The organism is Bradyrhizobium sp. AZCC 1678 (assembly GCF_036924765.1).
Taxonomy (GTDB): domain Bacteria; phylum Pseudomonadota; class Alphaproteobacteria; order Rhizobiales; family Xanthobacteraceae; genus Bradyrhizobium; species Bradyrhizobium algeriense.
In genome coordinates this window covers 1,997,034-2,019,873 of sequence record NZ_JAZHSE010000001.1, presented here as the reverse complement: position 1 = coordinate 2,019,873, position 22,840 = coordinate 1,997,034, and the positions used below count along the sequence as shown (strand labels likewise).

Here is a 22,840-nt window from a genome sequence, read left to right as displayed (position 1 = left end):
CCGGGCTACGGTGTTCTTCGCGCCGCGGCGATCTCCGTGGCAAGCCGGCCATAATCCGCCCAGACCAGATACAGAAACAGCGGCGGCTCCTGCTGCGCCTGCAACAGTTGCGCGTAGCGCTCTTTCGCGCCCTTCATCTCCCACCATTTCTGAGCCGACATCGCAACCCTTCGAAAGTGGTTGAGCGTTCCGGAAAACTTCCTGCGGTCGGCCCCGGCAAGGCCGGCGCAATGATTGAGCCAGTTGAATCCGGCGATGACGGCGATCGCCAGATCGCTCATCGTGTTGCCGGTGAATTCGATCACCGTTTCATCGTGCGGCAACTGGCGAAGATAGCCGTCCAGTATCGCCGGTTGTGAATCCGGCTCGGCGAGCAGCCTGAATTCGCCCCGCGGCACCGTCAGCAGATAACGCACGGCTTCCAGCCGCGTGTGGTTGCAGATCTGCTCCTTGTCGGCGCCGGCATCCGACGACGCCCGCTTGCAGGCCGGATAGACCCATTTTCCGTTATCGACGTCGTCGAGATATTGTTTGCCCTGCTTCTCGATGTCAGCCAGCAGCGCATGCGGAGCATCCGGCGCCGGTGGAGCTTTTCCGAATGGCCAGGCACGCCAGCTCATGAAACCCCTGCTTGATTCAAAGGCTCGACAATTCGTCTGCAAGTTCCGCACGCGGCACCACTTGACGGCCCTCTACGCTCGCACGAGAATTCGGTATGGGGCAACCCTGGAGTGAACGTCATGAGTAAGACAAGTCTCGGAAAAGCTGCCCTCGCGGTCTCCGTCTTGGCATGCGCGACCATGCTTTCGTTTGACTGGAGCGAACAAAAGGGCGTTTCGCTGTCGATCGAGCGCGCGCAGGCACAGGTGGGTGATCCAGCGGCGGCCGATCCATCGACCCCGCGCGTTACCCGGCGGCAGCCGCGGCGGGCCGCGGCCAATGCGGCCGCGGTGGGCGCCGGTGCCGTCGCAGCCGGAACGACGGCGGCTTACTATGCCGGCGGCGGTCCCTACGCCTATTACGGCGGCGGCCCCTACGCGGGCGGCGGCGCCCCCCAAGCCTATTATGGCGGCGCCTATTACGGCGGCCCGGGCGTATGGAGCCAGGACTACGCGGCGCGCAACGGCATCATCTGCCAGCCCGGCACAATGGTCCGCCTGGAAGACGGCCAGATGCACAGGTGCCAGTAAGAGAGATTGTCGGGAACGGCGGCCGAAGGACCGCCCTTCTCAATTGAGAAAATTCGTAGCCCGGATGGAGCCATCGGGCGCGCATTCGCGCGACCCGTTGGCTCCATCCGGGCTACGTTCTCACTTCCCGTAACTTTCCCGCATCTTCGCCTGGATCTTCGCCATGCCTGCGATCCAGCGGTCGTAATTCTCGGTCTTCTTGCGCATGTAGCCGAGCACCTGGGGGTGCGGCAGGATCACAAAGGTTTCCTCTTCCAGTCCCTTCAGCACGTCCTGCGCCACCTGTTCCGGCGAAAGATCGCCGTCGCCGGATTGCGGGCCCTTCGGAATCGAGCGCAGCATGTTGGTGTCGACGCCTTGCGGGCACAGGATCGATACCTTGATGTTGTCGGCCTTGTGCGAGATCGCAAGATTCTCGGCAAAGCCGACCGCCGCATGCTTGGTGGTCGAATAGGCCGGGCTGCCGACCTGCGACAGCAAGCCCGCCGCCGAAATCGTGTTGAGGAAATAGCCGCCGCCGCGTGCCTTCATGCGCGGAATCAGGTGCCGCGCCGCATAGACATGCGCCATAACATGAACGGCCCAGCTTCGCTGCCACGGTTCGTCGGAGTTTCCGCCGGCGTTGACCGACAATGGATCGAAGCCGCCGCCGATGCCGGCATTGGAGCAGAACAGCGCGATCGGGCCGAATTGATGCTCGGTCTCCTCGATGACGTGATGGACGTCCTTCTCCTTTCCGACATCGCATTTGAAGGCCGCCCCACCGATCGGGGTGGCGACGGCTCGCGCGCCATCGGGATCGATATCGGCGACAACAACCTTGGCCGCGCCTGCGCGATGGAAGGCCTCGCACATCGCCTTCCCGATGCCGTTGCCGCCACCGGTGACAACCACGACTTTGCCCGTCACCTGCATGGCCCGCTCCTCCCGTTTGTTATTATTTTACGTCAAGATCATCATATCGAGAATAGCCGTATAATGGCACGCCGCGCCGAGCAAGACGAAGCCATGCCAGATCGCGTTCTGGAAGCGCAGCCGCTGCCAGGCATGGAAGATCACGCCGAGGCTATAGAGCACGCCGCCCGCCACCACGAAGCCCAGCGCCAGCGGCGGCACCGCCTTCATCACGGCATCGCCGAGCATCACGCCGCTCCAGCCCAGCGCGAGATAGAGCCCCACGGCCAATCGATCGTATCGCCCCGGCAACGCCAGCTTCAACACCACGCCCCCGATCGCAACGCACCACACCCCGATCAGCATCGCTATCGCGAGATAGCTCTCCTTCAGCGTCACGATGAACGGCGTATAGGTGGCGGCGATCAAGAGATAGATCGCCGAATGATCGAAGCGGCGCAGCACCCATTTGGCGCGCGACACCGGCCAGAGATTATAGACCGCCGACAATGTCAGCATCGCGAGCAGGCCCACGACGTAGACCGATACCACCGCAACCTCGAACCCGCTGGCATAGACAGCAGTCAGCACGATCAGCGCGGTGGCGGCGACAAGCCCCAGACAGACGCCTACGATATGCACGACGCCATCGGCGATCAGCTCGGCGCGGTCGTAGTTCCAGTGCATGGCGTCGGCCGCCGCATGGAAGGATGTCGAGGCGAATTGTTTCAGTCTGAATATGGTCATGCAGGTCCACCGAAGCTGGTGAGGGAGCGATTAAGACGTGGGTCTTCCGAGGTCAACGAGCCGTTCAACGCCACCGCCCTGAAGGCCGTCATCCTTCGCATTCGCGAATGATGCCAGTATTCCACCGCCGTGGCATTTTCGTGCTGCCGGTGACGGCCGGATATCCCCGAGGATCCCGTCCTCAGGCGATCACGGACGCTTGATTTTGACCCGCCAATCGCCACTTTCCTGACATCGCCCACCAACGCTTGTTTCGAGCCTTCCACGCCCGCATGGCCCCCAGTTTTTCAGACATCGTCGAGGAAGCGCGCCTGTCGGCGCGGGCGCTGCTGGACTACGGCGACAGCTTTTTCAATCCCACCGTGCGGCTCGGCGTCACAGGCCTGTCGCGCGCCGGCAAGACCGTGTTCATCACCGCATTGATCCACGGCCTGACCCGCGGCGGCAGGTTTCCGGTCTTCGAGCCCTATGCCACGGGCCGGATCGCCCGCGCCCGGCTGGAGCCACAGCCGGACGATGCGGTGCCGCGCTTCGATTATGAGAACCATGTCCGCACCCTGATCGAGGAGCGGTGCTGGCCGAGTTCGACCACTGATATCAGCGAACTGCGCCTCGTCATTGACTACCAGCGGCAGAATGGCGCCGACCGCACGCTTACCATCGACATCGTCGATTACCCCGGCGAATGGCTGCTGGATCTCCCGCTGCTCAACAAGAGTTTTGAGCAATGGTCGGCCGAGAGCCTCGCCCTGTCGCGCGAGGGCCCGCGCGCGAAACTCGCTGCGCCGTGGCACGAACATCTGAAGACGCTTGATGCAGAGGGCCGCGAGAACGAACAGGCGGCACTCGCCGCGGCGAAATTGTTCACGGATTACTTGCGCGCCTGCCGCGACGAACGTTTTGCAATGAGCCTGCTGCCGCCCGGGCGCTTCCTGATGCCGGGTAATCTCGCAGGCTCGCCGGCGCTGACCTTTGCGCCGCTCGATGTCGCGGCCGACGGCAGCGCGCCCGACGGCTCGCTGTGGGCGATGATGCGCCGGCGTTACGAGGCCTACAAGGATGTCGTGGTGCGCCCGTTCTTCCGCGATCATTTTTCCCGCCTCGACCGCCAGATCGTGCTGGTCGATGCGCTCGCAGCCTTCAATGCCGGGCCGGAAGCGCTGCACGATCTCGAAGCCGCGCTGTCGGGCATTCTCGATTGCTTCCGCATCGGCCGCAGCACGATCCTGAGCAGCCTCTTTCGTCCCCGGATCGATCGCATTCTGTTTGCAGCCACCAAGGCCGATCACCTGCACCACCAGAGCCATGACCGGCTGGAAGCCGTGCTGCGGCGGGCGGTCGCCAAGGCGACTGAGCGTGCCGAATATGCGGGGGCTGCCATCGACGTGGTCGCGCTATCGGCGGTGCGCGCCACCCGCGAGGCGCAGGTCGCGCGTGGCCGCGAAAAGCTGCCGTCCATCATCGGCACGCCCGCGCCCGGCGAGAGCGCCAATGGCGAGGCCTTCGATGGCGAGACCGAAGTCGCGACCTTTCCGGGCGACCTGCCCGCGGACCCTGAGGAATTGTTCAACGGCGGCTTTCGCGGCCTTTCCAGCACCGCTTCCGAACACGCCGATTTCCGCTTCCTGCGCTTCCGGCCGCCGCTGCTGGAGCACACGGCCGGCGACGAGCCCGCGCTGCCTCACATCCGCCTTGACCGCGCCCTCCAGTTCCTGATCGGAGACCGACTGCAATGAGCGAGAAGACGCCGCACCGGCGGCCGGCGACGTTCAAGCTCGACGATCCCGGCGTGACCGTGATGGGCCCGGATGAAACCGGACGCCCCGCGCGCGGCACCGTGCACATCACGCCCGAAGCCGATCCTGCGACCCTGCCGGTGCCGATCGATGCGCCGCGTGTCCCGGCACGCCGCGGCTTTCGCTGGGGCACGCTGTTCTGGTCTGCCGCCGGCGGGCTGGTGCTGCTCGGTCTCGGACTTGGCATCGTCAACCTGATCGAGGACCTGTTTGCGCGTAGCCAGACATTGGGCTACGTCGCGCTGGCATTCGCGGCCGCCGCGGCGCTGGCGCTGGCGGTTGTGATAGGGCGCGAAGCCTTCGGGCTGGCGCGGCTGGCGGCGATCGAAAAACTGCATCAGCGCGCCACTGAAGTGCTGCGCAGCGACGACCGCGCCGAGAGCCGCGCTGTCGTCAACGACCTGCTCAAGCTCGCGCATCAGAACCCGCAACTGGCCCGCGCGCGCGCCACGCTGGTGAGCCATGCCGACGACATCATCGACGGCGCCGACATGATCAAGCTCGCCGAGCGCGAATTGTTGGCGCCGCTGGATGAAGAGGCGCGCAGGCTGGTTTCAACGGCCGCGCAACGCGTCTCGGTCGTCACGGCCGTGTCTCCGCGCGCGCTGATCGACGTGCTGTTCGTATTCGTCGCCGCGATGCGACTGATCCGGCAACTGGCGCGGCTCTATGGCGGCCGGCCCGGCACGCTCGGCATGATCAGCCTGCTGCGCCACGTCATCGGCCACCTCGCCATCACCGGCGGCATGGCGGTCGGCGACAGCCTGGTGCAGCAGATGCTCGGCCACGGCATCGCCGCAAAACTCTCGCAACGGCTCGGCGAAGGCGTGCTGAACGGCCTGCTCACCGCGCGGCTGGGGTTAGCCGCGATCGACGTGACGCGCCCGCTGCCGTTCACCGCATTGCCGCGGCCCGCCCTCGCCGATCTCGCGAAGGATCTCTTACGCAAGCGTGACGGGGAGGAGTGAGATTCGATTCCGCCAAGGACGCCATGTTGCTCGGCAACTGATTGATCGTGCAGGCATCAGCCGCTCGCGGAGTTGACGGGCTTTGCCGCCAACAGCAACGCCGTGTGATCAATTTCTCCTGGTTACTGCTTCTGATTGACCAGATGCATATCGCTCAGCGTGTTCGGAAGGCTGCGGATGACGAGATCAACGATCGCTCGACGCAGGTTCTCGTCTCGCTCATCGAAACTCGCGTCGATCACCAGGCTAGGGCCGGGGAGCCGGACGCTCGATGCTTCGTCGAGCGGCCCGGCGGCCAGCTTTTCGATGATGTCGAACGTCTTGCCGTCGACAACTCTGATCTCGTAAAGCGCATGGAGTAGGCGGAATGATTCCAGAACCGTGCTGTAAGTGATCAGGCCCAGGCCTTCCACCTTTCGGTTGCCGCCGCCGAAATAGGCTTTGGCCTTGGTGATGACGATGTAGGCGTCGAGCCCTTGCGGGGACACTTCGGTCTGAACGAGCTTCTTGAACCGATCGCCGCGAACGAGATTGACGGCGGTAATCGCCGATTCCTGGGTCGTCGCGAAGCTGGCGCGCGGATAGGTGACCGGCTGCACCTGGAAGCGGATGCTCAGCGCCTCCGCCACCTGCTGCACGATCAGGTCGTCGAGACTCCAGGAGGCGATCGGCACGGTTCGAGGGCCGTTGTTGAGACCGGTGAGCCCCGCCTTTGCTAAAGTGAATTGATCGCCGATCGCCGAAACGATGCCGACGGTCTTGACCGACTTGAGCTTTGCGTCCCGGGTCTCGAACAATGCATGAGCGCCGCTGCTCAGGACAGCAAGGATGGCCATCGGGATACAAAGGAGGATGACCATCGCGGTCCAAGCGTATCGACTGGTGGTGCGCATCGCGTTCCCTACCGGATCTTGAAGTCGAAGGAGTAGGACGCGCCGATGCCGACCGTCGTCTGGTTCACCGACCCGCGCGCCGTCACGAGCGGGCTTTTTGCCGCGTCGCCGAGCAGCCGATCGTATTCGACGTAGGAATGCACCTCCCATTGCGGATTGATCCGATACTTCACCTGTGCGCCCACGCCGACCGAGTGTGCACCGCCCTTGGCGTCGAACACCGGAAGCCCCGTCGCCATCGCTTGAACGGCGTCGACGCTGAAATAGGGCGAGACGGCCTTCGCGCTTTCCCATGTGAAGCGCGGGCCGGCCGAAACAGTGATCGCCCGCGTTACCGGCACGATGAAATCCGCCGAGAAGTCGGAGACGACGCCCTGATGGCCGCGAAAGCCCTGGCGGGTCTCGTTGCGCACGCGAAACCAGTCGACAGGAAAATATTCGATGAAGCCGCCGAGCTCGAATGCACTCTTGACGTCGCCGAGACCGTAGAGCTCGGAATGGCTGCTTGCCTTTCGCGACGACACGAACTTGCCCGCAGGGCCCGCGCGCAGATCGCCGAAATCGATCAGTGCGATGCTTGCGTTGTCGCGCGGGCTGCGAAACTGATCTACCGAACCGGCGCGCCGGATGGAGAAGATCGGGACCGGGCTGAACAAGCTGTGGTTTGCTCCTACAAAGTCCGGCCTGTACCGGCCCTCCGCGCCGATCATGACGGTCCAGTTTCCGGACACCGGCGGCAGCAACGGCAGCTCAAAAGGGGGCGCCGGCAACGTGAATGCAGTCTGGGCAGATGCGCGGTCGAAGACGGCCACCGTCGCGCTGAGGGCTGCGAGCGTTGTAGCGAAAAAAGTTCGGTGCGCTCCGCTTGTGGGAAAGCGGAGGGCGGCTTCGATGGCATGCTTCATTAAAGGGGCCTCTGATGGCGGGCCTCTTTGTCAGGGCCAGCTGGTGTGGATTCGAGCCCGCTCCAAATCGCTGGCCAACATTGCCCCAAGATTGCCGCCCGCGACGTCCAACGATGACGAAATCGAGCAGCAGATAAATATTGCCTGAACATTGCCTAAGCCGAAGCCGAACGTTTTTCTTTATGCAGGACCGGGAGATATGCCCAATCTGCCCGTAGCTTGTCTTCGCCGGTCCGCCTGCCGTAAGAGACAGTGTCCGCCTGGCCCGAAGCGCCACAATCGGGCCAAAGAGGGAGTGTCACGATCCCTGGTTTTATTGGCCGCCTGCTGCAAGGAAGATCATTGTGCGCTCCCTCGTGATCGAAGACGAACCGCAGATCGGCGCCTATCTCAGTCGCTTGCTGACGCAACTGCACGGTGTGGTCGATACGGTCGAATCGGTTTCGGACGCGTGGCACGCGCTGAAAAACTTCAAATACGATCTGGCGATCGTCGACCGCATGTTGCCCGATGGGGACGCACTTGCGATCGTCACGGCGTTAAGCCAGTTGCCCGAACGGCCGGCTATCATCATGCTGACCGCAAAGGATACCAAGGAAGACGTGATCGAAGGCCTCAACGGCGGAGCGGATGATTATCTTAGCAAGCCGTTCGAGCCGGATGAATTCATCGCCCGCGTGCGCGCCGTGCTGCGGCGGCCGCGGCTCCTCGTTCAGCCGGTGTTGTCGTTCGGAAACGTGGAGCTGCACCTCGGCAGCAACGACGCCGTCGTGGCCGACAAGAAGGTCTTGTTGCGGCGGCGCGAAGCCCTGATCCTTGGCGCATTGTTGATGCGCCGCGACCGCGTCGTCACCCGCGCTGCCTTGATCGAGGAGATCTATGGCTTCGATGACGAGATCGAATCCAACACGCTGGAGGCGCAGGTCTCGCGGCTTCGCAAGAAGCTGTACGAGCTTGGCGGCAATGTCGAGATCCGCAGCATGCGCGGCATCGGCTATGTGCTCCGGATGGCGCAGAGCCGATGAAGTCGATTGCCCGGACGTTTGCGCTTTCGCTCGGCCTCGCTGCAACGGCCATCTTCCTCGCTATGATCACCATTACCGTCTGGCAGTCCCAGCTACGCGAATACGAGCCGGTCGTGTGCCGCGTTGCTGCAGGCATTCTATACGACGCCGCGGTCGTCGATCCCGGCCGAGCGCTGACCACCCAGTCCACGCGCCGTGTCAAGGAGCTGCAATCCTTCAGCCCAAACCTGTGGTACGTCGTGTCCTACGAGAAGTTGATCACCGAGTTCGGGGGTGAGCACAGGCCGGCCCTGCCGTTCTCGCTTCCCTATAGCGGGCCGATCGGTTTCTCGGTCCTCAATACGCTGGACCAGAACTCTACGTTCTGCTTGGCCGTCATCCCATGGGGCCCGTCCGATCTGGTGATGATGATCGGCGGGGCGCAAGTCCGCTTCGGCCAGGTTCTGAGGTCGCTCGTCGGTCGCAACATCTTCCCCCTTTCTATTTTGGCCTTCGCCTTCGCGTTGATGGTGATGATCGGCGCGTGGTTGTCGGGGCGGTTCGTAGCGCGTGGCATCGATCGCGTGACGCGGCGCGCGCTCGCGATCGACCCAGCGGCGCCGCCGGGGTCGATTTCGCTTGATGAGGTCCCGATCGAGCTCAAGCCTTTGGTCGAGGCGCTGAACCGCGCCTTCGACGAGATCAACACCTACATCAAGATGCAGCGCCGTTTCCTCGGTAATGCAGCCCATCAGCTGCGGACGCCGCTGACGCTGCTGCGTGCCAGGATCGAGGATGTGGCCGACCCCCAATTGAAGATCGCGCTTGTGCGCGATGTGCGTCGCCTGACGTCGCTGGTCTCGGCCATGCTGGACCTGGCACGGCTGCAAAATCATGCGATTGAAAAACGGCCGATTGACCTTGCGGTCGTGACGCTGGACGTGCTTGCCGATTTCAGCCCGTCGGCGCTGGATGCGGGGATCGAATTGTCGCTAGAGCAGGCCGAGGAGGATGCCGCGGTCGTGCAGGGTGTCGAGGCTGCCGTCCGCAGCGCCTTGGCCAATCTAGTCGGCAATGCGTTGATCCACGCGGAGGGCGCCAAGCGCATCACGGCGATGCTCGGCCGCGGTAGCGTGTCGATACGCGATGACGGAGCCGGAATCTCTCCGGGGGATGAGCGCAAGTTCATCGAGCCCTTTCAGACCGGCAACGCCGCAGAAGACGGCGCAGGGCTCGGCCTCTCGATCGTCCAGGAGATCATGGCGGCCCATGGCGGGGAGTTCATCATCACCTCCACCCCGGGCGGCGGGACGACCGCTAGCTTGCGCTTTCCGGAAGCGACGGCTGGAACGCCCGAGTGAAACCAGATCCGTCAGTGTAGGGACGGCCTGATTCACCCGAGCTAATGGTTTGGGAGCAGTGGTGGACAGCTACTTGTCCTTAGGTTTGGTTCACGCATTGCTGCCTCCTCCACTCTTTGAGAACAGCCCCATCGCCGTGATCACGCATTATTCGTGGCGCGCTGCAGGAACTCCGGCATCTGCTGACGCAGCTCGCGCGGGGGCGGTCGCTCGGACGGGTCGCGGCCTATCTTGGATTTCAACTCCATCAGATCGGTGAAGACGTCGGCCTGGCGGCGCAATTCGTCGGCAATCAACGGCGGCTGGCACGAAATCGTCGAAACGACGGTCACCCGGACCCCACGACGCTGCAACGCCTCGACCAGGCAGCGGAAATCGCCATCGCCGGAGAACAGCACGATCTGGTCGACGTGTTCTGCGAGCTCCAGGGCATCGACCGCGAGTTCGATATCCATGTTGCCCCTCACCTTGCGGCGGCCGCTGGCGTCGATGTATTCCTTGGTCGCCTTGGTGACCACGGTGTAGCCATTATAATCGAGCCAGTCGATCAAGGGCCGGATCGACGAATATTCCTGATCCTCGATGATCGCGGTGTAGTAGATCGCGCGAAGCAACGTGCCTCTGCTCTGGAATTCCTTGAGTAGCCGCTTGTAATCGATATCGAAACCAAGCGTTTTGGCAGTCGCATAGAGATTGGCGCCATCGATCAGGACCGCAATCTTGCCGAGGGAGGATGACATTCAGCAATGACCCCAAAATTGGATAGCAGGAAAACGAAGACGTCACTTCAGGTTACTGTCTGGATGCGCGGCACAACAAATTCGCCTGCGGGCATCTCTGGCCGCACTCACCGTCAACTCGTAGAAAAGAGTGGGACTCGTCGCCATGGACAGCTCTAATATTGCTGCTGTACTCGATCGCTTTGACCGTGAAATTTTCCTGCGGCAGCCGAACCCGATTGCAGAGACGATAAGGCGCGCGGCACAGGCGCTCAATTGTCCGTTGGTTAACGGCGTAGATACAAACGGATGCAGCACCTATACGAAGGTTTGTAGTCGTTACGGCGGCCTGCGAACTGATTTGCTTTGCGCGCAAGCACAATCTCGGCGCACGACTGCGACAAATCAACACGACGGGCAAATCAGTCAAAGCCTGTCCAGCCATTCACGTAAAAATATTCCGCTTCCGCCGCAGGCCAAATCAGTCCCATAACTCCGCCCGTCTCACCCGATTGAGGGGCGTTGGCCATCGTCACGAACGCGCGGTGAGATGCGATGGACGCGAGAGCTGCGACTGACGTGTGCAGCTTGAGCGTACGGCGAAGTCGTGTGGTTCTGACGCCGCGGTGCTGGCGTCAAGTTCTTGAGAAGCAAGCTTCTTGGGGGCGACGGTGGCAAGAAAGCCGTTCACCGGGAAGAGCACGAAGTAAGCCGTAAAGCCATTGCGCAGGGAAGGCCGGAGTGTTCCCGCTGCCCTGTATGCTCGTGTGCACTTTTGTTTGTGCAAATCGCACGCGAGACCGCGGGTGCAGCAAGCACCCGGTCTTCCCTGCGCCCTCTATTTCGAAGAGGGCCAAACGAATATGCAAACCTCGGGCGACCGGCGCCGCGAGAACGCGATCCTATATCTACCGTCATTGCGAGCGGAGCGAAGCAATCCATTGTCACCTCACGCACGGAAAGATGGATTGCTTCGCTCCGCTCGCAATGACGGCCGGGGAAGCAGCTTAAGCCGAAGGCCCGTAGCCCGGATGAGCGCAGCGATATCCGGGACCACTCTAACACCGCCCTGGATATCGCTGCGCTCATCCGGGCAACGAAACCGTATCAACCCCAAAAATCCCCGCCAGCACACGCCAGCGGAACAGCGGCGAGTCCGGCGGCGGCGACAGTTCGGGTGTCCAGCCCGTCAATTTTTCCAATGCGTAGGTATCCATCACCACGCCGCGCCAGACGCGCTCGACCCGCGCCAGCGGCTGCCGTTTGGCGGTCGTGAGATCCCACAGCGGCAGGCGGTTGTCTGGCTCGCGCGCGACATAGAGGCCGGGATGATCCTTGATCGCCTTCATGCCGGGATCGCCAAAGCCCTGGAACCGGCCGCGCTCGTTGATCTGGATGACGGGTACCTGCCCGTTGAAATGCCAGCGCAGCATCGCGTACGTGCGATAATCCGACGTCGCGATCCAGGTCGCGCCGGTCGCTCGCAACTGCTCGCGCGCGCGCGCCGCGACCTGTTCATAGCCGGCCTCGCCGCCCACGGGATCGGTCCTGCCGATCAGATTCCACGGCGCTGCAACGTAATAGAAGAACACGCCGACCACGAAGGCGATGCCGGAGATCACGGCCACCCTCGCCCACCAGAATGTCGATTTCACGATCCGGTCCGAAAAACCCTCCCGCGGCAGCATGACGAGATTGATGGCGGTCGCGGCAAAGCCGGCGGGCCACATGAACATCGGCCAGGTGTCGCCGACGCGCAAGGTCAGCGACTTCCAGATAAAATAGAGGAAGGGCACCAGTACGGCGGTCGACAGCAGGATCGCGACCGGCTCGCGGCTGCGATAGCCGCGCCAAGCGGTCAGCGTCACGCCGGACAGCACCACTGGCAGCAGCACGAAGCCGACGAGGCCGAACTGCAGCCCGATGAATTCACCGACGGTGCGGAGCGACAATGGATGGGTCGCAACCGCGCGGACGAACTGGAAGCGGAACGACGCCCAATCGTGCTCTGCATTCCAGATCAGCACCGGCAGAAACACAATCGCCGCAATCAGCGTCGCCAGCCACGGCCAGGGGCTGAGCAGCCAGCGCCGCCGCCAGTCCGGCACCAGCGCGAACGCCGCGACCGCCGGCAGCAGCAGGATCGCAGTGAACTTCGACAACAGCGCGAGGCCAGCAAAAAGTCCCGCTGCGAGCCACCAGCGCGGATTGCCGCTCTCGTGCAGCCGCACCAGCGACCACAGCATTGCGACCGCACAGGGGATCATTGCGGTGTCGGGCGCGACCTTCGCCATCAACAACCCGTAATACAGCGCCGCTTCCGGCAACAGCACCGCGAAGATCACCGCGCGCACATCATGCGTCACGCGGCGGACGATGTCGGCGAGCAGCAACTGCGTCACCAGCATCGCGACGATGCCGCCGAACCGGACGCCGAGATTCGTATCGCCGAAAATCGCGGTGCCGAACCGGATCAGCCAGGCGATGCCGGGCGGATGATCGAGGAAGGAAAGCGCGCTCTCCTTCGACCAGGTCCAGTAATAGGCCTCGTCGGTACGCAGATCGAGCACGCCGGCATAGACCAGCCGCATCACCGTCAACGCGGCAATCAGCAACGCCACGGCAAGCCAGGGCGCTGCAAACCATGGCGCGGCGGAGCGGTCCGGTTTGGACTGGCTGATATCGGGCGGGGCTATCGTCACGGCGCTTTCTCTTCGACTACCCCCGGAGTGTCAACGTTCCGCGACGGAAAAACTTCATCGTCGTCCCTGCGAACGCAGGAACGACGGTAGATGGTATCCACCGCTGGAATTAGGCATTAGTATCGCCCAGTATTGACCCTATGGATCGCATGGCCGCCCTTTCCCGAGAACAACTGACGGTATCCATCCGCGGCATCAGCCTCCGGCAGGTCCGCCTCGTCAGCGGCGTGATCCTGTTCGCCTATCTGGTCAGCCATTTCCTCAACCACGCACTCGGCAACATCTCGCTGGAGGCGCTGGCGGGCGGCGTCCATCTGCACACCGCGTTCTGGCAATTCCTCCCCGTCACGATCCTGTTCTACACCGCGTGCCTGGTGCACACCGCGCTCGGCATCTGGGCGCTCTATGAGCGCCGGCAATTCCGCTGGAAGGCGATCGAGCCGCTGCAGCTTGCACTTGGCCTCAGCATACCGATGCTGATCATCGCGCATATCATCGGCGTCCGGCTTGGCCAGACGCTGTTCGGGCATGAGAAGCTCTATCCGCAGGTGCTGTTCCTGTACTGGGTCTGGGCGCCATACCGAATTCCGATGATGCTTGCGGTGATGACCATTGCCTGGGTGCACGGCTGCATCGGGCTATATCTCTGGCTTCGGATGAAAGCGTTTTACAAACGCGCCGCGCCGTTCCTGCTCGCTGCGGCGGTGCTGGTTCCGACGCTCGCCATGCTGGGCTTCTATCAGAGCGGGCGCATGGTCATCGACAATGACAGCGAGGAATGGCGCGCGGAGACCCAGTCGCAGCGCCTGATCGGCACCCGCGCCGAAGCGCAGGCGCTCGACCGCATCACGGACTATTTCCTGTTCGGTTATTTCGGCCTGATCGGCATCGCGCTGTTGGCCCGCGGCGCCCGCGCCATCAACGAGCGCCGCCGCGGCATGATCAACCTCTCCTATGGCAACGGCCGGACCGTGCGGGTGCCCCGGGGCCTCAGCGTGCTCGAGGCGAGCCTGCGCAACAACGTGCCTCATGCCAGCGTCTGCGGCGGGCGGGCGCGCTGCTCGACCTGCCGCATCCGCATCATTGGCGACCACAGCGACCTGCCAGAGCCCTCACAGCGCGAGGCGTTCGTGCTTGGCCGGGTCGGCACGTCGGATCCTTCCATCCGCCTTGCCTGTCAGCTGAGGCCGGACTCCGATATCTCGTTCTTCCAGCTTTTCCTGCCGCACACGATGTCGGCCGACGGCCACGAGTCCAATCCGACGCGTATCGGTCAGGAGCGCTACCTTGTCAGCCTGTTCGTGGACATGCGCGGCTCGACCAAACTCGCCGAGAAGCGGCTGCCGTTCGACACGGTGTTCATCGTCAACCGTTTCCTCGGCGCGGTGTCGCAGGCGGTGATCGAAAGCGGCGGCCGACCGAACCAGTTCGTCGGCGACGGCATGCTGGCGTTGTTCGGGCTCGCCTGCAGCCGGCAGGAGGCGTGCCGCCAGGTGTTGAGGGCAGCCACCCTAATCGCCGTCAATGTCGACGAGCTGAACAAGTTTCTCGAACACGATCTGCGCGAACCCATCCGCTTCGGTATCGGCATCAATGGCGGCGAAGTCATCGTCGGCGACATCGGCTATCGCGATCACATGGTGTTCACCGCGCTCGGCGATCCCGTTAATGTCGCAGCACGATTGCAGGACATGACCAAGATTCTTGCATGCGAGGTTGTCATCTCGGATGAAGTTCGCGCAACGGCAGGACTGGCAGAAGATGCGCTGCCGGCGCAGGAAGTCGAGATTCGTGGACGCAACGAACCGATGATCGTGCGCACCGTTGCCGATGCGCGGATGCTGCCGGCGCCGGTTAACGAAGAGCAAAGCGCCGCAGCCTGAAACCACTACAGTGATAGCGTTTCGAAGCCTGTGTGATGTTTTTCACACCTGAATAATCGTTCAGAAAATTGTCGGCGAACGCGGCGCAAATTCCTCGAACCCGCATCTCGGGGCGCACGACAGATTGGCGATGGGTAAGACTGAAACTTAAACCCGCGCCAAGACAAAACGTCGAACGCGCACATTCAGGAGAACGACCATGCTTCGCAAAGTGACTCTCGCCCTTGTTGCCGTCGCTTCCCTCAGCGCCATGGCGCTGGCGCCCACCACCGCTTCGGCGGGCGGGTTCTGGCCGCATCACCATCATCATCACCACTTCGGCCATGGCCATGGCTTCAGGATCGGCTTCGTCGGTGGCGGCTATGATGGCTGCTACGTGACCCGCCGCGTGCTGACACCCTATGGCTTCCGCTGGCGGACGGTGAACGTCTGCTACTGATCCGGCCGCAGACGTTTCGTTCGGAAGCCCCGGTCGCTCGCGCGGCCGGGGTTTTCCGTATGCGATATGCCAGGCAGGAGGCCCGCCGCCACCTCCCCGCAAGCGGGAGAATGACGTCAGCGCGCCGCGGGTCGAACCGATTGCCCGATTTTTCGAATCACCGCCCCCGGCCGCGTCAAATGAGCGCGAAACCGGGAAAACGGCGGAAATCGGGTGCGAATGGGCACTTTTTTGCCGAAACGGCCGGTCCGTTTGCGCTACCCAGTCCGCCCCAACCCGCGTATCCTGATGCCTCGGGCATGCCGGTTAGTGCGGGGACCGGCGGCTCGTTTACTTTTTTTGATTCCGCGGAGACGACGTGAATGGCTAAAGGTACGGTGAAGTGGTTCAATCCGACCAAGGGTTATGGGTTCATCCAACCCTCGAGCGGCGGCAAGGACGTGTTCGTTCATATTTCGGCAGTTGAGAAAGCTGGTCTTTCGACACTCAATGAAGGGCAGACCGTCGAATACGAAGAGATCGCCAATCGGGGCAAGACTTCGGCCGAGAACCTCAAGGTTTAGCGCAAACGCGCGATCGGCAACGGCGCGCTCTCGGACGCAAAATCCGGGAGTAGGGCTTAAAAAACTTCTCAAAACTGTGAGCGTTCGGCGGAGCGGGCACCGCTTCTGCACGTGCGATAGTTAAATCGTGCGCGACAACCGGCCGCTCAATCTTCTGTGACCCATTTCTGGACCGTCATCACGTCGGGTGGCTGCAGATAGCCGCGCGGCCAGAGATCGACGACCCAGTCGATCTTGGTAGCGCGATCGACCAGCACCGCCGTGTTGTGCGGTGTCTGCAGCACCAGCGTATTGCCGCGATATTTGGGATCGCCAATCGCGTGATGCTTCAAGAGCCCCCACTCCCGCAGCACCAGCAACAGGCTGGTGGTGTTACGCGTCGTGTCCCAGCAATCGTAATTGTGCTTGTCGTCGAAGTAGCGGAAATCCGCTTTCGCCACGCGCTTGTTGGTGCCGAGGATCGGCCCCATGCGGCGATCGAACCACACCACCACCTTCTGCACCGCGGCGCGCTCGGCCGCGGCCGAGGCGCGCCCCGCCGCCATGATTTGTGTGATCGCGCTGCGGTCGGCGGCCGTAAAGTCGAGGATCTCGCGGCGCCGGCAGACGAAGCCGTAGCAGACGGTCATGGATTTGGCCGACGGCGGATAGATCGAAACCGAGCTGTAGAGGTTGGCGACCTCAGCACTCATCTCGATGGCCTTCGCCGCGGAGACGCCAAGCAGCGTCGCGAGGAAAATGCCAAACGCGGCCGCTAGTCCCGCGCGCGACTGGCGTCCAAATGTGGGCTGTCCGGCGTCTCTCATGATCCCTGCTGTTCCCATGCGACGAGCCTGACGATTAGCGCGGCTCCATCACGCTGCCAACCAGCAAGCCGGCAATCCGTAGATCCCGCCGCCGAAATTCCGTCTGCTGTGTTTTCCGTGCGCCAGTTGGTTCCGCTCGCACACCATTCCGGCCTCAGCGATCCAGCCATCCCCTGGAAAATTGGGAAAATTTGCGCCCTGTTCTGTCAATCGCGGCCCCGGTAAGCTGGCTGGAGCCAAGAGAATCCTATGCTGATTCCTCAGTCGCCCCTCCCGCCCTTCAGCGCGCCCTACGCGCCCGACGACCGTGCCATGGCCAATCGCCTGCTTCGGGCCGTGCCGCTTGAGCCGGCGCAGGAGAAGCGCATCGACCGCACGGCGAGGCGGCTGATCGAGGCCATCAGGGCCAACGACGATCCGCTCGGCGGCGTCGAGGACATGCTGCGCGAATTCGCGCTGTCGACCAAGGAGGGGCTGGCGCTGATGGTGCTGGCGGAAGCGTTGCTTCGGGTGCCGGACGCCCGCACCGCCGACCAGTTCATCGAAGACAAGCTCGCGCAGGGCGACTTCATCCATCACGAAACCAGGTCGAGCGCGTTCCTGGTCAACGCGTCGGCGTGGGCGCTCGGCATGTCGGCCCGCGTGATCCAGCCCGGCGAGACTCCGCAGGGGACCATCGGCCGGCTGACCAAGCGGCTGGGCGCGCCGGCCGTGCGGGCGGCGACGCGGCAGGCGATGCGGCTGATGGGCAATCATTTCGTGCTCGGCGAAACCATTGAAGCCGCGCTGTCGCGGGCGCAGCCGCATTCCGCGCGCCATCAACGCTACTCCTTCGACATGCTCGGCGAAGGCGCGCGCACGGCCGACGACGCCGCGCGCTATTTCAATTCTTATTCAAGCGCGATCGAGGCGATCGGCCGCACGGCTGGCGAGCGTCCCCTGCCCGACCGGCCCGGCATCTCGGTCAAGCTCTCGGCATTGCATCCGCGATTCGAGGCCGTGAGCCGCGCACGGGTGATGAGCGAACTGGTCCCGCGCCTGATCGATCTCGCCCGGCAAGCCAAATCCTATGACCTCAATTTCACGGTTGATGCCGAGGAAGCGGACCGGCTGGAATTGTCGCTCGATGTGATAGCGGCAGCGGTCGGTGATTCCTCGCTGGGAGGCTGGGACGGCTTTGGCCTGGCGATCCAGGCCTACCAGAAGCGCGCCTCCGACGTGATCGATTACGTCGATCGTCTTGCACGCAGCCTCGACCGCAAAATGATGGTGCGGCTGGTGAAGGGCGCTTATTGGGACACCGAGATCAAGCGCGCGCAGGAACGCGGGCTCGACGGCTATCCCGTGTTCACCCGCAAGGCGATGACGGATTTGAACTACGTCGCCTGCGCGCAGCAATTGCTGGCGCTGCGCCCCCGAATTTTTCCGCAGTTCGCCACGCATAATGCGCTGACGGTCGCGACCATCCTCGAACTGGCAACGGACCAGAGCGGATTCGAATTCCAGCGCCTGCACGGCATGGGCGAAGCGCTCTACGCAAAGCTCGGCGAGGACCGCCCCGACATCACCCATCGCACCTACGCCCCGGTCGGCAGCCACCGCGATCTGCTGGCCTATCTGGTGCGGCGATTGCTGGAGAATGGCGCCAACTCATCCTTTGTTGCGCTCGCCGCCGACGAGGCGATGCCGGTCTCGCAATTGCTGCGGCGTCCGGCCGATATCATCGGCCGTGCCGACAATGCCAGCCATCCGAACATTCCGTTGCCGCGCGACCTCTATGGGCTGGCGCGGAAAAATTCACGCGGGATCGAATTCGGCGAGCGCGCGGCGCTGGAGCAACTCGTTTCGGCCATCGCCACCGAACCAACACCCGCAGCGGGCAGCATGGCCGACGCAACGGAGGCGGAGGCCAATGCAGCGATCGCGGCCGCGCGCGACGGTTTCAAGCACTGGACCCGAACGCCAGCCGAGACGCGCGCGGCGGCGCTGGAGCAGGCCGCCGATCTGCTGGAGCGGCGCGCGGCGCATTTCGTCGCGTTACTGCAACGCGAGGGCGGCAAGACACTCGATGATTCGATCTCGGAAGTCCGCGAGGCCGTGGATTTCTGCCGTTACTATGCCGCGCAGGGACGCGAGTTATTCGGCGACGGCAAGGCGATGCCGGGACCGACGGGCGAGAGCAACATGCTCCGCCTGCGCGGCCGCGGCGTCTTCGTCGCGATCTCGCCGTGGAATTTTCCGCTGGCGATCTTCCTGGGCCAGGTCACCGCGGCCTTGATGGCGGGTAACGCAGTCGTTGCGAAACCGGCCGAGCAAACGCCGCTGATTGCGGCTGAGGCTGTACGGCTGTTGCATGAAGCCGGCGTGCCGGCATCAGCGCTGCATCTGGTGGCGGGCGACGGCCGGATCGGCGGCGTGCTGGTGGCGCATCCGGATATCGCCGGCATCGTCTTCACGGGCTCGACGGAAGTGGCGCGAACGATCAACCGCGCGCTCGCCGCCAAGGATGGGCCGATCGTGCCGTTGATCGCCGAAACCGGCGGCATCAATGCGATGATCGTCGATGCCACCGCGCTGCCCGAACAGGTCGCCGACGACGTCGTGACCTCGGCGTTCCGCTCCGCCGGCCAGCGCTGCTCGGCGCTGCGATTGTTGTTCCTGCAGGACGACGTCGCCGACCGCATGATCGAGATGATAGCGGGCGCGGCGCGCGAACTCGTCATAGGCGAGCCCTCCGATCCCGCCACCCATATCGGCCCGGTGATCGACGCCGAGGCCAGGCAGCGGCTGGACGCGCATATCGAACGCATGAAGAAGGAAGCGCGGGTGCACTTCGCGGGTGACGCACCACACGGCAATTATGTCGCGCCGCACATTTTTGAATTGTCCGATGCCGGCCGGCTCACGGAAGAAGTATTCGGCCCGGTGCTGCATGTGGTGCGCTACCGCGCCGACCGGTTCGACCAGATGCTGCAGTCGATCGAACGCTCCGGCTATGGGCTGACGCTCGGCATCCATTCGCGGATCGACGATACAGTGGAAGACACGATCGAAGGGCTCCAGGTCGGCAACATCTATGTCAACCGCAACATGATCGGCGCCGTCGTCGGCGTGCAGCCGTTCGGCGGCCATGGGTTATCGGGCACCGGGCCCAAGGCCGGCGGGCCGCATTATCTCGCGCGTTTTGCAACCGAGCAGACGGTGACGATCAATACGGCGGCGGCCGGCGGAAATGCAGCGCTGATGTCTGATGGGGAGTAGTTGCATCACCCTTCAAGATGGGCCAAATGACGTTTTGAACCTGATCGCACAGCGATAATTCAACAGGAACAACAAACGTCACGGAGCGGCGCCACGATGGAAAAGGGTATTTTCGAAGGCCTCAAGGTTCTGGACTGCGCGAGTTTTATCGCAGCGCCTGCGGCCGCCACCGTGCTGTCGGATTTCGGCGCCGACGTCATCAAGATCGAGCCGCCCGGCGCCGGCGATCCCTATCGCAACCTGCCGAATTTGCCGGGCTACCCGCATAGCGAGCATAATTTCGCGTGGATGCTGGAAGCCCGCAACAAGAAGAGCCTCGCGCTCGATCTCTCGAAGCCCGAGGGTCAGGCGGTGCTGCATCGGCTGGCCGCCCAAGCCGACGTCTTCATCACCAATTATCCGCCGCAGGTGCGCGAGCGGCTCGGCATCACCCACAACCATCTGGCGCCCCTCAACGAACGCCTGATCTACGCCTCCTTCACCGGTTACGGCGAAAAGGGCGAGGAAGCCAATAAGCCCGGCTTCGATTCCAATGCCTACTGGGCGCGCTCGGGCCTGATGGACCTGGTGCGAGCGGACGAACACACGACACCGGCGCGATCGATCGCGGGCATGGGCGACCACCCCTGCGCGATGGCGTTTTACGGCGCGATCGTCACCGCGCTCTACAAGCGCGAGCGCACCGGCAAGGGCTCGCATGTCAGCTCCAATTTGATGGCCAACGGCGTCTGGGCCGCCTCGGTGCTGGCGCAAGCAAAACTGGTCGGCGCGAAGTTCGGCGAACGCCGCCCACGCGAGCGCGCGCTCAACGCGGTCACCAACCACTACCAGTGCAAGGACGGACGCTGGCTGATCCTGTCGCTGCTCAACGAGGACCGGCAATGGCCGACGCTGGCGCGCTGCCTCGGCCGCGAGGACCTCATCACCGATTCGAGATTCGAAACCAAGAAAGACCGCCATGCGCGATCGCTCGAACTGATCAAGATCTTCGACGAGACCTTTGCGACCAGGGACCTTGCCGAATGGCGCAAGATCCTCGACGGCAACGGCCTGGTGTTCGGCGTCGTCGGCATCCTCGACGACATTCCGAACGACAAGCAGATGATCGAGAACGAGGTGCTGGTGCCGTTCGAGAACGACACCATGCTGACGATCTCCAGCCCGATCTGGGTGGATGGCAGCAAGAAGGTGCAGCCGCGCAAGCCGCCCGCGATCGGCGAACACAGCGACGAAATCCTGCGCAACGCAGGCTATGACGAAGCCGCAATCGGCAAGCTGCGCGCGGCCGGCGCGGTGGCGTGAGGGTCGCGTCAGGCTGTTCTTGGCCATCAGAAGCCTCTCTCCAGCCTGAGAGAGATTACCTCTTCGCCAGCAGATTGTTGACCAGCTCCAGCAGCTCCGTCCTGGTCTCCTGCCGGAAACTGCGGCGGGGCACCGCGAGTTGCTGCAGCAGCATTCCGATCAGGGTCGAGACAAACAGCGCGGCATGACCGCGAGGGTCGGACGAACCGGCGGCCCGCAAGGCAAGCTCAGCGCTCTGTCGCCACGTATCGAACCATTCTGCGACGATCGGCCGATGACGTTCATTTCGCGCCGAGGCGAGAAACGCCTCGTAGCAGGCGATGTGAATCTCGGGCTGGGTCTTGAGTTCCTGTGAATACCAAGCCACCAGCGAATCCATCCAGGCTTCCGTGTCGAACGCCTTGCTTTGCAGACTGAGCGCCAGCGCGCGGAGCCGTCCGACTTCGCGTGTCAGGGCAAAGCGGAGCGCCGCGTCCACAAGGGTATCACGCGTTGCAAAGTGATGCGTGACGGCGCCGACCGACATCCCGGCCTCGGTCGCGACGGCGCGATGCGTCACGCCGTCGATGCCCTTGCGGCCGACAATGCGAAGCGTCGCCTCCATCAAGGGACGCTCGCGCTCGCTGGCCTTGCGTTCGATTTCCCGGGTCATGTTGACACGACTATTGATTGCACATAAAACAGAACAAATGTTTTGTTTTGCGGACTATACGTATCGCCATTCGTGTTGGCAAGCCGCGAACGCGCAGGGAGCGCTCCATGTCGACCTATCGCCTGCATTACTTCCCGGAATCGGGAAACAGCTACAAACTCGCGCTGATGCTTACCCTGTGCGGCCAAACTTTCGAGCCGGTCTGGACCGATTTCGGCGGCGGCATGACGCGAACACCGGAATGGCGGCGCGACGTCAACGAGATGGGTGAAATTCCAGTGCTCGAGGTTGACGGCGAACGCCTGACACAGACCGCGCCGATCCTGCTTAAGCTGGCAAAGCAATTCGGCCGGTTCAGCGGCGAGACCGAGCAGGAGCAGTTCGAACTGCTGCGCTGGCTGTTCTGGGACAACCACAAGCTCACCGGCTACATGGCAACCTACCGCTATTTACGGACCTTCACGCCATCACCGGACGAGCACGTGCTGAAGCATTTCCGCAGGCGCCTTGATGATTTCCTGTCCATTCTCGAGCAGCATATGCAGAAGAATGCATTCGCCATCGGTGAACGGCCGACGGTGGCCGACATTTCGATGATGGCTTATCTGCACTACCCCGCCGACGAGACCGGCTATGACCTCGCGACGAGCCATCCCGCGATCGACGCCTGGCTCGGACGGATGGCGCAACTGCCGGGCTGGAAATCGGCCTATGATCTGCTGCCCGGCAAACGCCTGACGCATTACGCCAAGTGA

General features: G+C 63.1%; 22 protein-coding genes. 13 read left to right on the top strand and 9 right to left on the bottom strand.

Features of this window, described 5'->3' with window-relative positions:
• Window positions 1-5 precede the first annotated feature (5 nt).
• Window positions 6-620, bottom strand: coding sequence for a hypothetical protein (locus V1294_RS09610; protein WP_334496615.1), 615 nt, complete (start codon window positions 618-620; stop codon window positions 6-8).
• A gap of 120 nt (window positions 621-740) precedes the next feature.
• Between V1294_RS09610 and V1294_RS09605 the strand changes: the two genes are divergently transcribed.
• Window positions 741-1,190, top strand: coding sequence for a hypothetical protein (locus tag V1294_RS09605; RefSeq protein ID WP_334496613.1), 450 nt, complete (start codon window positions 741-743; stop codon window positions 1,188-1,190).
• Between the two features lie 120 nt (window positions 1,191-1,310).
• Here V1294_RS09605 and V1294_RS09600 read toward each other — a convergent pair whose 3' ends face one another.
• Both V1294_RS09600 and trhA read right to left on the bottom strand, forming a co-directional pair.
• Complete coding sequence (locus tag V1294_RS09600) at window positions 1,311-2,105, bottom strand: SDR family oxidoreductase (protein WP_334477390.1); 795 nt, start codon at window positions 2,103-2,105, stop codon at window positions 1,311-1,313.
• Window positions 2,106-2,132: 27 nt separating this feature from the next.
• On the bottom strand, window positions 2,133-2,831 hold the full coding sequence (gene trhA / locus V1294_RS09595) for a PAQR family membrane homeostasis protein TrhA (RefSeq protein WP_334496612.1): 699 nt from the start codon (window positions 2,829-2,831) through the stop codon (window positions 2,133-2,135).
• Window positions 2,832-3,103: 272 nt separating this feature from the next.
• On the opposite strand from trhA, the gene V1294_RS09590 reads away from it, so the two are divergent.
• The gene (locus V1294_RS09590; protein ID WP_334496610.1) at window positions 3,104-4,567 is read left to right on the top strand and encodes a YcjX family protein; all 1,464 of its coding nucleotides are present in this window, start codon (window positions 3,104-3,106) and stop codon (window positions 4,565-4,567) included.
• Window positions 4,564-5,595 carry a YcjF family protein gene (locus V1294_RS09585; RefSeq protein WP_334496608.1) on the top strand — a complete coding sequence of 344 codons (1,032 nt, stop codon included), beginning with the start codon at window positions 4,564-4,566 and terminating at the stop codon, window positions 5,593-5,595. The genes V1294_RS09590 and V1294_RS09585 overlap by 4 nt, the downstream gene beginning before the upstream one ends.
• Before the next feature lie 122 nt (window positions 5,596-5,717).
• Here the strand turns inward: V1294_RS09585 and V1294_RS09580 are convergent, their stop codons facing one another.
• The gene (locus tag V1294_RS09580; RefSeq protein ID WP_334496606.1) at window positions 5,718-6,488 is read right to left on the bottom strand and encodes a hypothetical protein; all 771 of its coding nucleotides are present in this window, start codon (window positions 6,486-6,488) and stop codon (window positions 5,718-5,720) included.
• Between the two features lie 8 nt (window positions 6,489-6,496).
• Entirely contained in the window at window positions 6,497-7,144 is a 648-nt protein-coding gene (locus V1294_RS09575; RefSeq protein ID WP_334496605.1) for a MipA/OmpV family protein, read from the bottom strand.
• On the opposite strand from V1294_RS09575, the gene V1294_RS09570 reads away from it, so the two are divergent.
• The 3 genes from V1294_RS09570 to V1294_RS09560 all read left to right on the top strand — a co-directional run bounded on the left by V1294_RS09570 (window position 7,116) and on the right by V1294_RS09560 (window position 9,758).
• Entirely contained in the window at window positions 7,116-7,541 is a 426-nt protein-coding gene (locus V1294_RS09570) for a hypothetical protein (RefSeq protein WP_334496603.1), read from the top strand. The genes V1294_RS09575 and V1294_RS09570 overlap by 29 nt on opposite strands.
• Before the next feature lie 196 nt (window positions 7,542-7,737).
• On the top strand, window positions 7,738-8,418 hold the full coding sequence (locus V1294_RS09565; protein ID WP_334496601.1) for a response regulator transcription factor: 681 nt from the start codon (window positions 7,738-7,740) through the stop codon (window positions 8,416-8,418).
• On the top strand, window positions 8,415-9,758 hold the full coding sequence (locus V1294_RS09560) for a sensor histidine kinase (protein ID WP_334496599.1): 1,344 nt from the start codon (window positions 8,415-8,417) through the stop codon (window positions 9,756-9,758). Before V1294_RS09565 ends, V1294_RS09560 begins: the two co-directional genes overlap by 4 nt.
• Before the next feature lie 140 nt (window positions 9,759-9,898).
• On the opposite strand, the gene V1294_RS09555 is transcribed toward V1294_RS09560, so the two are convergent.
• On the bottom strand, window positions 9,899-10,498 hold the full coding sequence (locus V1294_RS09555; protein ID WP_334477379.1) for a LabA-like NYN domain-containing protein: 600 nt from the start codon (window positions 10,496-10,498) through the stop codon (window positions 9,899-9,901).
• Window positions 10,499-10,643: 145 nt separating this feature from the next.
• Here V1294_RS09555 and V1294_RS09550 point away from each other — a divergent pair, with 145 nt between their 5' ends.
• Complete coding sequence (locus V1294_RS09550) at window positions 10,644-10,970, top strand: hypothetical protein (RefSeq protein ID WP_334496597.1); 327 nt, start codon at window positions 10,644-10,646, stop codon at window positions 10,968-10,970.
• Window positions 10,971-11,562: 592 nt separating this feature from the next.
• On the opposite strand, the gene V1294_RS09545 is transcribed toward V1294_RS09550, so the two are convergent.
• Window positions 11,563-13,068, bottom strand: a complete 1,506-nt coding sequence (locus V1294_RS09545; protein ID WP_334504574.1) for a glycosyltransferase family 39 protein — start codon at window positions 13,066-13,068, stop codon at window positions 11,563-11,565.
• A 260-nt stretch (window positions 13,069-13,328) separates the two neighbouring features.
• Between V1294_RS09545 and V1294_RS09540 the strand changes: the two genes are divergently transcribed.
• From V1294_RS09540 to V1294_RS09530, 3 genes are all read left to right on the top strand, one after another.
• Window positions 13,329-15,062 carry an adenylate/guanylate cyclase domain-containing protein gene (locus V1294_RS09540; RefSeq protein ID WP_334496596.1) on the top strand — a complete coding sequence of 578 codons (1,734 nt, stop codon included), beginning with the start codon at window positions 13,329-13,331 and terminating at the stop codon, window positions 15,060-15,062.
• A 199-nt stretch (window positions 15,063-15,261) separates the two neighbouring features.
• Complete coding sequence (locus V1294_RS09535) at window positions 15,262-15,501, top strand: hypothetical protein (protein ID WP_334496595.1); 240 nt, start codon at window positions 15,262-15,264, stop codon at window positions 15,499-15,501.
• A 362-nt stretch (window positions 15,502-15,863) separates the two neighbouring features.
• Window positions 15,864-16,064: a cold-shock protein gene (locus tag V1294_RS09530; protein WP_028351035.1), complete on the top strand. Its 201-nt coding sequence runs from the start codon at window positions 15,864-15,866 to the stop codon at window positions 16,062-16,064.
• Window positions 16,065-16,210: 146 nt separating this feature from the next.
• On the opposite strand, the gene V1294_RS09525 is transcribed toward V1294_RS09530, so the two are convergent.
• On the bottom strand, window positions 16,211-16,870 hold the full coding sequence (locus tag V1294_RS09525) for a hypothetical protein (RefSeq protein WP_442895330.1): 660 nt from the start codon (window positions 16,868-16,870) through the stop codon (window positions 16,211-16,213).
• 255 nt (window positions 16,871-17,125) lie between these two features.
• Between V1294_RS09525 and putA the strand changes: the two genes are divergently transcribed.
• Together putA and V1294_RS09515 are read left to right on the top strand one after the other, a co-directional pair.
• Complete coding sequence (gene putA, locus V1294_RS09520) at window positions 17,126-20,131, top strand: bifunctional proline dehydrogenase/L-glutamate gamma-semialdehyde dehydrogenase PutA (RefSeq protein ID WP_334504569.1); 3,006 nt, start codon at window positions 17,126-17,128, stop codon at window positions 20,129-20,131.
• Window positions 20,132-20,227: 96 nt separating this feature from the next.
• Window positions 20,228-21,433, top strand: a complete 1,206-nt coding sequence (locus V1294_RS09515; protein ID WP_334496593.1) for a CaiB/BaiF CoA transferase family protein — start codon at window positions 20,228-20,230, stop codon at window positions 21,431-21,433.
• Window positions 21,434-21,488: 55 nt separating this feature from the next.
• Here the strand turns inward: V1294_RS09515 and V1294_RS09510 are convergent, their stop codons facing one another.
• On the bottom strand, window positions 21,489-22,085 hold the full coding sequence (locus V1294_RS09510) for a TetR/AcrR family transcriptional regulator (protein ID WP_334496592.1): 597 nt from the start codon (window positions 22,083-22,085) through the stop codon (window positions 21,489-21,491).
• Between the two features lie 107 nt (window positions 22,086-22,192).
• Here V1294_RS09510 and V1294_RS09505 point away from each other — a divergent pair, with 107 nt between their 5' ends.
• Window positions 22,193-22,840: a glutathione S-transferase family protein gene (locus tag V1294_RS09505; RefSeq protein ID WP_334496590.1), complete on the top strand. Its 648-nt coding sequence runs from the start codon at window positions 22,193-22,195 to the stop codon at window positions 22,838-22,840.